Source organism: Roseivivax isoporae LMG 25204 (assembly GCF_000521865.1).
GTDB lineage: Bacteria > Pseudomonadota > Alphaproteobacteria > Rhodobacterales > Rhodobacteraceae > Roseivivax > Roseivivax isoporae.
In genome coordinates, this window is record NZ_JAME01000059.1 from 1 (window position 1) to 11,557 (window position 11,557).

Genomic DNA, 11,557 nt, shown 5'->3' on the forward strand with positions numbered 1-11,557 from the left:
ACTTTTCAGGGGAGCAGGTCAGTGGGCGCGGTCGAGCCGCTTGATAACGGTCGGGTTCATCCGGCTTCCCGCTGATCCGGGGGCTGCGCGAGGAGCCCGCCGGCCAAGGCGGCGAGAGCGATTTCCGCCAGCGTGTAGCCAAACAGCAAGACGCCGGGCCAGCCGTCGATGGCAAGGCTCAGCACGCGCCCCGATGCCAGCCCGAATGTAAAGACGAACAGGCTCCAGAGCGCGGGGCGCCGCAGGGCGGATCGCAGCCCGCCCACCAGCCAGAAGACGACAAGGGCAAGGTACAAGCCCATGATCGCGCGAAAGACGTGACGTGTCGGAACGCCGCTCGCATCTATCCTGTACAGCCACGGCAGACCCGCCTGCGGTGCCGTGCCATAGGCCAGGGCGATCGGGACAAGGCCGATCGCCATAGCCAGCAGCAGGCCGCGTGTCACGTGGTCGACGGTCATCGTCAGCCTTCCGCGACCGCGTTCGGCGCGCGTGAATCGGGACAGGCCGCCTCGATCTCGGCCATGCGTGCGCGCAGATCGTCTTCGGTGCGTCCCGATGCGATCTCGCGCCGTTCGTCCAGCTCACCACGCACGCGGCCCGCGATGCGGGCGACAGGCACGACAAGGCGCACGCCCGCGGCAGCGCGTTCGCCCGCGCCGGGGATGGCGGTTTCAAGTGCGGCGATGTCCAGATCGGCCGTTGCGCAATCGATGGGGCGATCAAGAAGATCGACACGCGCATCTTGGGTTGTCTGGGCACATCCTGCAATCACACCAACGGCGAGCAGGGCGATGATCGTTCTACGGGGCATGGGATGCTTTCTCCTTACGTGTCATCTTTCGCCCCGCGCACGATGCGAAAGCCGATATGCGCGGTGCTGAAATCCTGCTCGAGGCTTTCGCGAGCGGCGGTGCGGTAGCGTTGGCAATAGTCTTCGCTACACAGGTACGACCCACCCTTGATGGTGAAGCGCGGCACGGCGGGGGCGAAGGGCGTGTCGGTCCATTCCCAGACATTTCCGATCATGTCGTAGGCCCCGGTCAGGCCGGGCTCGAAGCAGCCAACCGGCGCAGTCCCGGAAAAGCCGTCGCGCCGGGAATTGACGACCGGAAAGAGGCCCGTCCAGATATTGGCGCGCAGGGTGCCATCGGGCGTGCGCACGCCGGATTCCGGGTCCATCGGATCGAAGAGACCAAGGCTTGCGGCATATTCCCATTCGACCTCGGTGGGCAGGCGCCCGCCCGCCCAGGCCGCGTATGCGCGGGCGTCGTTCAGCGTCACATGCACGACCGGGTGCAGGGCGCGGCCCGCCAGTTCGGAGCCCGCGCCGTCCGGCGTGCGCCACGTCGCCTCCGCATCCAGCGACCACCACGAAAGGAAGACCTCCGGCGTGTCGCTTTCGGCGAACTGCGCGGAGCCCCCGTGGCGCTCGGCTTCGGTGATGTAGCCGGTTTCCGCCACGAAGGCCGCGAACTGGCTGTTGGTGACCTCGTGGGCCTGCAAGCCGAAGGGCGAGACGAAAACCTTTCGCGGCGGGCCTTCCCCGGGAAACACCGGATCGACGCCCATCACGAATCCGCCGCCCGGAATATCGACAAAGCCGCCAAGCCGGGTTTCGCCGAGCGCGCATGTGCGCCCTTCGCCGCTGCCGGGGCTGGCGTAAAGCCATGCGCCTGCCAAGCCCAGAGCGACAAGCGCGGCGGCAACGCCTGAACCGGGGAGGGTTTTCAGCCGGCGTGACATTGTTCCGCGACCCCCACTCTGTGAATTGCGAATTTCCAGGCGGCCCCGAGCGCCTTGCGCGTCAGGATGCGCTCACCCGTCTCCATCGAACGGGACAACACCTCGGCGAAGACCTCGTCCATGGCCCTCAAGAGGTTCAGGCCGAGGATCGTGCCGCAGATCAGCCCGAAGGACGCGCGCTGAACGGCCCCCCATGAGAGGTGGGGGTGGGGCGCACGGCGCAGCATTGCCATTGGCCCCTCGTCGATCTGACCAACCTCAGACATTGCGCTGTGTGGCCATGCGCTCGAGGATACGGTGCGCCGTCTCGTAGCCGCTGTTCTGGTTCTGGCCGGTGATCAGGTTGCCGTCGATCGTGGTATGCGTCGCGAACGGGTCTCGGAACGCGTTCTGGCATTCGTAGATCGCGCCCAGCTTGCGCAACTCTTCCTCGGGATGTTTGGGCGTGACCGCGATGCCGAAGGTGTTGATCTGGTTGTTGGTCACGCCGGTCACGCGGCGGCCCTTGACCAGCGGTTCCCCATCCAGACCCTTGGCGCCGCACAGCCCCAGAGCGCCGTGGCAGACCGACCCGAGGATCTTGCCCGCCGCATTGGCGCGGGTGATGAAATCGCCCAGCTCTTCGCTCTGCATCAGGTCGTAGGCCGCGCCCCAACCGCCCGCCATGAAGATCACGTCGTAATCGTTCGGATCGAGACCGGCGATGGCTTTGGAATTCTTCAGGTCATGCATCGCCTTCTTGTCGGCCATGAAGCGCCTGTCGTCCTCACAGACCAGGGGCCAAGACCAAGAGCCCGGCTGGACCGGGATTTCGCCACCCTTGGGCGAAGCCATGTCGACCTCCATGCCCGCATTGACGAAAGCGAAATAGGGCACGGTGAATTCCGAGCCGAAGGCGCCGGTGTCACGCTTCAGCGGGTCGAGCCGGTTGTGATTGGTGCAGATCACCAGCGCCCGCCGTCCCGTCATGTCGAAATCGGGAATGGTATAGTGCCGATGAATGCCCAGAAGGCGCAGGAACGCTGGCAGGCAGAGATACGTGAGGATGGCGAGAAGAGCCAGGACAAGAAGCGTGACGACGATCCAGTTCATGACGGGTCTCCAAATCTGTATGTTGGGGCTGGCGCCCGGATCCGGTGTACCGGATTGGAAAGCGGGTCAGGCGGCCGGGCGGCGGACCATGCTCCGGACAAGGCGGAAGACGACGTAGACACCGGTGAGCAGCGACAGCACGAGACCGGCCAGGTAGGGCCAATATTTGGGGATCACCTTTTCCAGAAGGTTCGAGAACACCTGCGCCTCGGCATAATCCTCGGGCCCGAGTTCGAGCACGCCCGTTTCGGCGGCGTAGGCCTCGTATTCGGCGCGCAGCTCAGCGAACAGTTCGGGATTGTCCGCCGAGAGGTCGGTGGTTTCGCCCGGATCGACCGACAGGTCGAAAAGCCGCCACGTGAAGTCCCCACGCGGAAGCGCGGTGCGCACGAGTTTCCAGTTGCCACGGTAGAGAGCCGCGTTGCCGCTGACCTCGAACCCGAAGCTTTCATCGGGGCCCCGGTTCTCGGTGGTTGCGCCCGAAAGCAGCGGCAGGATGCTTCGGCCGTAAAGCGCGTCCGCGTCGTAGGCGACCCCGGCTGCATCCAGAAGGGTGGGCATCAGGTCGGCCACATGGACCGGCGCATCCTGAATGCCCGTGACGTTCACGCCCGGACCCGCCATCACCAGCGGCACTCGCAGACCGCCTTCGCTGGAATAGAACTTGTAAAGATTGAACGGAGACACCTCGACCGAGGCCCATTCCGGACCGATGGCGGTCAGACTGCCGGGCAGGCCCATGTTTTCCGGGGACGTGTCCAGCCCTTCAATGCGATGGATGCCGCTGAGAAGCAGGTCGACGACTGGGTTTTCAAGCCCGATGACCCCCGCCTCCGCGCCGTTGTCGGAGGTGACGACGACAATCGTGTTCTCGAGCTGTCCAGTGGACTCGAGATGGTCCAGAAGGCGCCCGATGTGGAAATCCGCCGCCTCGATCATGCCTGCGTTCACCTGCATGGCGCGCGCGGCGACGGCCTGCTCCTCGGGCGACAGGTCGTCCCAGGCGCGATGGTCCGGATGGACCGGCGCCAGCGTCGTGGTCGGGGGAACCAGTCCGAGTTGCATCGTGCGCTGCCAGCGCTCCTCGCGCATCACGTCCCAGCCGGCATCGAAGACGCCGTCGTACCTGTCGATGAATTCGGCCGGGGCCTGCACCGGGATGTGGATCGCCTGAAGCGCCAGGAAGCCGAAGAACGGCTGATCGGCATTGCCTTCGTCAATGTAGCGGATCATCTGGTCCACAAGGTTGCGGGAGGAATAGAAATCCTCCGGCAGGCGAACCGGTTCGCCATCCTCGTACCATGGCACCTCCGGGTAGCCCGGCAGGTAATGCGTGTGATCGTAGTTGCTGCCGCCGGTGGAATCCATCACGTAGGAGCGGTCGAAGCCGAAACGGTCGGGCAGGTTCGCCCCCTTTGCCCCGATGCCCCATTTCCCGGTCACGTAGGTCTGGTATCCCGCCGCCGACAGCAGGCTCGCGATGGTTGCCTGATCATCGTCCCAGAGCATGGAATACCCGGGCAGTTCGAGCTGCTCGGGCGTCACGGACTCGACCAGCGTGCCGATGCCCGTCTGATGGTTGTCGAGGCCCGTCAACATCATCGCGCGGCTCGGCCCGCAGAAGGGAGACGTGTAATACCGCGAAAAGAGCGAGCCTTGCTGCGCCAGCGCGTCGATCGCGGGCGTGCGTGCGTCGCCGCCATATGCCCCGAAGCCGGTGAAGCCGACATCGTCGAACAGCACCACGAGGATGTTCGGGCGTGTTTCCTGCGCAAAGGCCGGCAGCGCCGCCATCGCGCAGAGCGTGAACGCGCCGAGCGTATTTCGGATAGGGGACTTCATATCAAGACCTCATGTCTCTTTGCGTTCTGAAATGACCCCGCAATCAATTCAGTGGACGGACAGGCACACGCGTGTCGGGGTTCAGGTCATCGTTCGGGTCGGTGAAAACGCCCTCGGGAAAAAAGACGGACACGGGCGTGTCCGCCGTGTCGAGGCACAGCAGATGGTTGTTGTCGCCATCCCCGAGGTCGGCGAGGACCGTGGGCGAGATCTCGCGTTCCGTCCCGTCCGCCCCGCGCACGGTCACGCGGTACAGGTCGCGCTCCGCATCGCCCGGCTCATCGCCGTTCGCGAGCGTGACGCCGCCCGCCCAGACCACGCGCACCACCTGCTGTATGCCGTCGGTCGGGCAGTCGTCGCCGTCGGTGCGGCGCAGGCCAAGGTCGCGGTCTTCCGCGGTCGGATCCGCAACCTCCGCCATCACAAGGCTGGGCCCCGGGGCCAGCGGCGTGACCGCCACCCGCGCCCCTCTGAAATCCAGCCTGCCGTCGAACGAATGGACATGCCCGACGATGTCGACCGTCACCGGCGGATCGGTCTCGGCCGTACCGAAATCGCCCACCAGCAGAACCGTGCGCAACTCGCCGGCATCCGTCGCCGGAAGGAGCGTGGCGCACGTCATCTCGCCCCTCGCACCGGAGGCGGTGGTGACACGGAAATCGCCCGCCTGCAGGGTCGTGTGGTCGATCTCGGTGGAAAAGATCACCGGCATTCCATCCTTGCCCGGCGCGCCCCGACAGATCAGCCGGGCAGCGCGCGGCAGGGCGTTGTCGAGGCCGAAGAAGGCCGAGAGAAGCTCGGCGGTTTGACCATCGCTTTCGCGTGGCAAGGCGGCATCCGAGGTCGTGTCGATCAGCGCGCCACTGGTGACATCCGCCGAGCCCGGCGTGGCACCCGCCATGACGCATGACAGCACGGCGACCAGCGGGCAGGGCATCGCGCTGCGAATTCCGCGGTCGGATCGGGCATGAGCCCGCGATATGCGTGCCATGAGCAACTCCATGCATGCCGCGCGTGCAGCTTATCTGCTGGAGGTGCCTCGTTCGACCGCAGGTCAGGATCACCCGCGGCCAGTGGACATTCATTTTCGGCCAGCGTTGTCGCGTGCCCATGCCCGTTCGCGGTAGGCCAGGGGCGTGAGGCCCGTCCAGCGCTTGAAACTCCGCGCGAAGTTCGAGGACGCTTCGAACCCAAGCGCGCCGGCGATGGCCTTGACGGGTTGCGTGCTGCCGGACAGGAGGGCGCGGGCGCGGGTCTCGCGGACCTGATCCGCGAGCTTGCGGTACGACGTCCCCGACCGGTCCAGCTGCCTGCGCAGACCGCGCTCGGATTGTCCCATCTTCGCGGCAACATCCGAAAGCGACATCGTCAGGGACGGCGCGCTTTCAAGAATGGCGATGACCTGCGTGAGCGGTGTCGTCTCGAATGCCATCTCTCCCGCGAATTGCTCGCATAGCCCCAGAAGCCGCACATGATTGATCGGATCCGAGCCGGGCAGCGGTCGGTCCAGCAAGGCCTCCGGGAAGACGATCCGGTATTCCGCGGCCTCGAAGCGTACGGGAAACCCGAGTCCCGCTTCTACGGCGGCCCAGTCCGGCGGTTGTGCGACGGTCATCTCGGCACGGATCGCGGCGTGCTCGGCCCGCAGCATCGCCTTCAGCAAACCGTTGATGGCAACGATGGCGCTGCTGAACCCGAAATACTCGATGTCTTCGAAAGGAAACTTGGATCGCAGGCGAATGGCCGCTTCCCCCGCGTGCAGAGCGGTTTCACCTCTCACCAAGTCCAATTCGAATGCCGGGAAATTCAGGAAAAAGAACCTTTTCAGGACGTCGAGGCCGCAATCGAACCGTGCCGCATTCATGGCTGTATAGGCAGGCAGGCCGATGTAGGTGGGTTGAAACCGTTGGGCGAGCGTGATGCCAGCGTGCCGATCGCTGGATTGCTCCATCGCATTCAGAAAAAGGCGTCGCAGCGGCTGAAAGCCGCACCGAAAATGCGGATCGCTCAACTGGACTTTTGAAAGCCCCGTTTCCGCAAGGAGCGCTGTTTCCGGGTAGCCCTGTTCACACAGTGTCCGAAAGACGAATCCCGGGTAGTTCATGGGGAGCGCGGGATCGCGCGGTGTGAAACTTTTGCGTGCCATCGACGCGCGCTCCTGAGAAAGCAGAGGGATGATGACACACTTCAGGGTTTGAGCAACACTGCCGCAACAACCCTGTAAAGCACGCACTCCCCCTCGCGATCTCGTCCGCGTTAGCGAAAAGCGTGTCGACGTGTCCGGTGACCGTGACCGTTGGGAGGACGTCGATGCGGTGGAGCCTTTCGTGCTCGCGTCCGGACGGCACCTCCCCAGTCACGCCGAACGGCCCGCGCGCGCCAGAGGGCGATCGAGCGAAACGCCGGGGTCGGCAAGTGCCTTTTTCGATCACGCATCGCATTTCGGCGTGGCACCTGCTCGTGCTGACCCCGGAAAGGACGGCAAACCCGTCGCTCGACGGCAGGCGTATCGCAAGGCGATTCCACACCACCGGCGGGTACCTTTTCCTCGCTTTGGAGACCACCTGCCATGCCGGAGACGCGGGGCGCGCCCGGGATCAAAGCTTACCCGCGCACCTGCCGCGAGGCCGATGGTCCATTGGTGGACACGGGCCCGCCTTCGCATGCAATCGGCCCGCAGGTATGGAAGCCAGAGACTAGCGCCATGAATGCGAAGAGCGGTGCGCCGTGTTCGCCGTTCACAGGGTTCTCGAGCCCGGACACGGCGACGAAACCGAGATTCAGTTCCGTGTGGCCGATGGCTCCGGCCACATGGCCGTCTTCCGGAAGCGTGGTGGGACCGCGCTGGTGGCAGCGATCGCAAGGACCGCGTTCGACAGGATACGCTGCACTCGCACCTCGTCGATCGAGATGTGCAGGCCCGCATCTGCGATTTGACGGCGACGCCGGCGCCGAGCATGAGGAGGGGTTCTTTTCGAAACTCTATCGGGGTCACTCCGATTTATGGCTGTCGCAGATTGCGGTGCAAATGGCGCGCCCGCCGGTCGCCGGATCTGGGGGCCGGGCCGGCGGGACGCATCTTTCGGGTCTGACGTCGCCGACGGGATATGTCCGTCCTCGTACGCCCGATGGGACCGGGCGCTGCGGATCGCCCCGCGCGCGATGCCGCTTAGCCTCGCAAGCGCTGCGCCATCGCCTGCAGCTCTGTCGCGGTCACGACGCCATCGCCGTTTCCATCGATGCGCGCGAAGGCGGCGCCGAACCGGTCGGCCTGCACGATCATCGCGGCCCGTCCGAGGTCGTCCTCGGCATTCAGCCGGATCAACGCCTCGAATTCGCTGCGGTCGAGCATGCCATCGCTGTTGGCATCGGCCTGCATCATGTTTTCCTGCAGCAATCGGCGCTGTGCGTCGGAGAGGGTCTGCGCCTGCACCCCAAGCACAGGCAGCACGAAGAAGCCGACAAGGGCGAGGAAGCCGGTTGCGAGGCGTGTCATATGCGTTTTCCTTCCGGTGTGTTTCGGTTTGTGATGGATCAAGGGCACGACACCGTTGTCCCGCTTGCATCGATGCAGTCCACGGACCGTGTCCCGCCGCTTCCGGCCTCGTAGCTGCCTACGACGTTTACGGACTGGCCCGCTGCTCCCGAATAGGTCGCGTTGCGCGAAGCCGCGCCATCGTCGAGGTTGGCGGACCCGCTGTAGCCACCGCTTTCGCCGGAGGCGTCGAGCGCGCTCTCGCCGCTCCAGGTGCCGTCCGCGTCGCGGTCGAGGGACCGGGCGCCGCTGACGGCGCCGTTCGCGCCGGTGATCTCGGTTGCGGCCCGGCCGCTGAACGTGCCATCCGGCCCCCAGGTCGCGGCTCGGCCTCGGCACCCCGCGGCGCCGCCGTGGGCGGCACATCCGCCCGACCCGGCAGTGTCGTTGCCCTGTCCGTCGCCCACCGCGAAGCGACGTCCGAACGCACCGTTGCCCTGCCCGTCGCCGATCGCAATAGTGCGCCCCGCGGCGAAGCCGCCCTGTCCGTTGGAAATCGCGCCGCGCGAGCCCGCCACGGCGCCGTTCTGGCCGGACGCGCCCCCGGCGCGAAAGCCGAAGCCCTGCGCCTCTGCAGGCCCCGGCATGTGCACGGCCAGGGCAACCGCGCCCGCCATCAGGGCAACCATGGATCTCGACAAGACCCCACGGGGCGTGGTCTTCGAACGGGTTTTCATGTCTTCATTCCTTCTTGGGTTGGAAAGGCATCGCCGGCTGGCATGCGTTTCGTGAACAGGGAGGAAGATCGCAGCGGTCTTTTTCTCCCCGATTTCCGAAAGGTTTCACGGGCAAGGAAAATTGCGGTTTCTTGTTGCAACATGTTGCAACAAGAAATGCCCGGGAAACAAAATGCCCCTAAGGTCCGCCACATCGCGCGCCGGGCGCAAACCGGTCAGACCCGAGGAACAGAAACCCAAGGCCCCGATCCATGCGCGAACCCACGCCACCCGTCGCGGATCCGCCCATCCGCATTGCCGTCGTCGAGGACGACCATGAAATCCGCACCCTCGTCGTGGCCTACCTCGAACGGGAGGGGTTCGCGCCGCGCGGCTTCGTCGACGGGCGCGCATTCGACGCAGGGCGGATCGCCTTCGCGCCGGATCTGGTGGTGCTTGATCTGATGATGCCGGGCGAGGACGGGCTTTCGATCTGTCGGCGGGTCGCGCCGGGCCTGCCCGTTCTGGTGCTGTCGGCGAAAGGCGAAGACGTCGACCGGATCATCGGGCTCGAGGTCGGGGCGGACGACTACCTCGCGAAACCCTTCAACCCGCGCGAGCTTGTCGCGCGCATCCGCGCCATCCTGCGGCGCCGGACGCTCGGCCCCGCGGATGCGGGCCAGCCGGTCGTGCCCGCGGTGTCGCCTGACCCCGACCCGCGCGAGATCCTGTCGTTCGAGGGATGGATCCTCGATGTCGATGGCCGGCGCCTTGCCGCGCCCTCGGGGACGCTGGTGTCGCTGTCCTCCGGCGAAATCGCGCTGCTGACCCAGCTTGCCCGCCGCCCCCGGCGCGTCCTGAGCCGCGACACGCTTCTTGACCTGACACGGGGTCGCGACGCGGAGGCATTCGACCGTGCCATCGATGTCCAGCTTTCGCGCCTGCGCAGAAAGCTGTCGGCGCATGGTGGCGCGGACTTCATCACGACCGTCCGCAACGAAGGCTACCTATTCGCCGCGGACGTCGCGCGGACGGGCGGCGGGAGACCATGACTTGACGACCCGCCCCAACGCCCGCCTGCCGTGGACCGCGCTGTTTACCGGCCTGCGCAGGCTGGGTTTGCGCACCCTTGTCCTGACGATATTCGCGCTGGCGCTGGTCAACATCTCCCTCGCCGTCGCGATGCGCTGGTCGGCCACCGACTTTGACGCCAGCCTTGCGGGCCCCCCGGTGGTCCGTCAGGCCGCCGCCGCCGCCCGCCTGATGGACGAACTGGACCCACAGACGCGACCCACGGCACTGGCCGCGCTCAATTCTCCGCTTCTGCAATTCTCGCTCAGCGCGCGGTTCGACGACACCCCGCCGGTCGAAAACCCCGCGCCGGTCTTCGTGCCGATCATATCGCTGTATCAGGGCGTGCTGGACGAAAGGCCCTTCAGCGTCTTCCATCGCAACGGCTTGCGTACGGGCCTTCTGCGCCCCACGACCCTTTCCGACGACATCATTATCGTGATGCGGCTGGCCGACGGGGCGGGCCTTGTCGTGTCTGGCGGCGATGAATACCGGCGGCTTGTCGGCTCGTATGGCGTGACGCTTGCGGTCGGGGTCCTGAGCGTCGTCCTGATCGGGCTGATGACCTGGGCGAGCCTGTCCTATGCCCGCCCGCTCGAACAGCTTGCCCGCGCGTCGCGAACCTTCGTGGAGCGTGCGAACACGGCGGCCGGTCTGCAGCCGCTGCCCGAAACAGGCCCAAGGCCGGTGCGCGAACTGGCGTCGGCGCTCAATCTTGCCGGGGCTCGGATCGCGCGCGCGATGACCGAACAGACCACGACGCTGGCCGCGATCGCGCATGATCTGCGGACCTATCTGACCCGACTGCGGATGCGGAACGAGTTCATCGAGGACGACGTGCAACGGGAAAAGAATGCCCGGGACATCGAGGATATGTCGCGGCTGATCGACGACACGCTGCTGCTGGGCGAAGCCTCTCACGAGAAGCCCGAGTTCACCCGGGTGGACCTGACCGAGTGGTTGACCGAGTTCGCCGCCCGTCGCCGGGATGTGGGCGACGCCGTTCACGCCACGACGCCGTCCGCCGCGATCACCGCCGACATCGCGGCACCGGAATTGACACGCGTGCTGAACAACGTCGTCGACAACGCGCTGCGCTATGCCGGGTCGGCGTCCATCGCCGTTTCATGGGTCGATCCCGCCACCGTCGCCATCGATGTGGTCGACGCAGGTCCGGGCGTGCCCGACGCGTTCCTCGACGAGATGAGCAGCCCCTTCACCCGGATCGAAGGATCGCGGTCGCGGGATACAGGTGGCGCCGGCCTTGGCCTTGCCATCGCAAAGGCCCTGATGGAACAGATCGGGGGCGGCCTGAGCCTTACGAACCTGGAACGAGGCGGGTTTCGGGCCCGTTTGACGCTTGGGATCCCTTTATCGAACCAGCCGCGCGAAGACACTTGACCAGTTGCTCCGTTCGCACCGCCAATGTTGGGCGGCCAGACGATGCTGCACGTTGCCACGAATGACCGGTTCGGGTTAGCTGCGCCGCAGCCGCGCGCCGCCCTTCCAGCGGCCGGTCTGGGCCGTCCCCGGCGGGCGATGCTTTGCCGCGCCTGCGAACTATGGCTCCGGCGCGGTGGTCAGTTTGGGCTGATGGTGTTGAAAAACTCCACGC

Annotated in this window: 12 protein-coding genes; 2 read left to right on the top strand and 10 right to left on the bottom strand. The window is 65.9% G+C overall.

Annotated elements, in window-relative coordinates:
• Positions 1-56 precede the first annotated feature (56 nt).
• The 10 genes from RISW2_RS21465 to RISW2_RS24765 all read right to left on the bottom strand — a co-directional run bounded on the left by RISW2_RS21465 (position 57) and on the right by RISW2_RS24765 (position 8,892).
• The gene (locus RISW2_RS21465) at positions 57-461 is read right to left on the bottom strand and encodes a DUF4345 domain-containing protein (RefSeq protein ID WP_043774923.1); all 405 of its coding nucleotides are present in this window, start codon (positions 459-461) and stop codon (positions 57-59) included.
• A gap of 2 nt (positions 462-463) precedes the next feature.
• Positions 464-814, bottom strand: a complete 351-nt coding sequence (locus RISW2_RS21470; protein WP_043774925.1) for a hypothetical protein — start codon at positions 812-814, stop codon at positions 464-466.
• A gap of 14 nt (positions 815-828) precedes the next feature.
• Positions 829-1,746 (bottom strand): formylglycine-generating enzyme family protein, encoded by a 918-nt coding sequence (locus RISW2_RS21475; RefSeq protein WP_043774928.1) that lies wholly within the window; start codon positions 1,744-1,746, stop codon positions 829-831.
• Positions 1,731-1,979, bottom strand: a complete 249-nt coding sequence (locus RISW2_RS21480; RefSeq protein ID WP_043774931.1) for a hypothetical protein — start codon at positions 1,977-1,979, stop codon at positions 1,731-1,733. The genes RISW2_RS21475 and RISW2_RS21480 overlap by 16 nt, the downstream gene beginning before the upstream one ends.
• A gap of 25 nt (positions 1,980-2,004) precedes the next feature.
• A complete protein-coding gene (locus RISW2_RS21485; RefSeq protein ID WP_043774934.1) occupies positions 2,005-2,838 on the bottom strand; it encodes a type 1 glutamine amidotransferase domain-containing protein in 834 nt (277 codons plus the stop codon).
• Between the two features lie 66 nt (positions 2,839-2,904).
• Positions 2,905-4,632, bottom strand: a complete 1,728-nt coding sequence (locus tag RISW2_RS21490) for a sulfatase family protein (protein WP_211238736.1) — start codon at positions 4,630-4,632, stop codon at positions 2,905-2,907.
• A gap of 91 nt (positions 4,633-4,723) precedes the next feature.
• Positions 4,724-5,683, bottom strand: coding sequence for a hypothetical protein (locus tag RISW2_RS21495; protein WP_156943936.1), 960 nt, complete (start codon positions 5,681-5,683; stop codon positions 4,724-4,726).
• Between the two features lie 78 nt (positions 5,684-5,761).
• Positions 5,762-6,826 carry an AraC family transcriptional regulator gene (locus RISW2_RS21500; protein WP_084615517.1) on the bottom strand — a complete coding sequence of 355 codons (1,065 nt, stop codon included), beginning with the start codon at positions 6,824-6,826 and terminating at the stop codon, positions 5,762-5,764.
• 1,023 nt (positions 6,827-7,849) lie between these two features.
• Positions 7,850-8,176, bottom strand: a complete 327-nt coding sequence (locus RISW2_RS24760; RefSeq protein WP_043774945.1) for a CREC-EF hand family protein — start codon at positions 8,174-8,176, stop codon at positions 7,850-7,852.
• 38 nt (positions 8,177-8,214) lie between these two features.
• Positions 8,215-8,892, bottom strand: a complete 678-nt coding sequence (locus RISW2_RS24765; protein WP_156943937.1) for a hypothetical protein — start codon at positions 8,890-8,892, stop codon at positions 8,215-8,217.
• A 251-nt stretch (positions 8,893-9,143) separates the two neighbouring features.
• On the opposite strand from RISW2_RS24765, the gene RISW2_RS21520 reads away from it, so the two are divergent.
• On the top strand, positions 9,144-9,923 hold the full coding sequence (locus RISW2_RS21520) for a response regulator (protein ID WP_043774951.1): 780 nt from the start codon (positions 9,144-9,146) through the stop codon (positions 9,921-9,923).
• 1 nt (position 9,924) lies between these two features.
• On the top strand, positions 9,925-11,343 hold the full coding sequence (locus RISW2_RS21525) for a sensor histidine kinase (protein WP_043774954.1): 1,419 nt from the start codon (positions 9,925-9,927) through the stop codon (positions 11,341-11,343).
• Positions 11,344-11,557 lie beyond the last annotated feature (214 nt).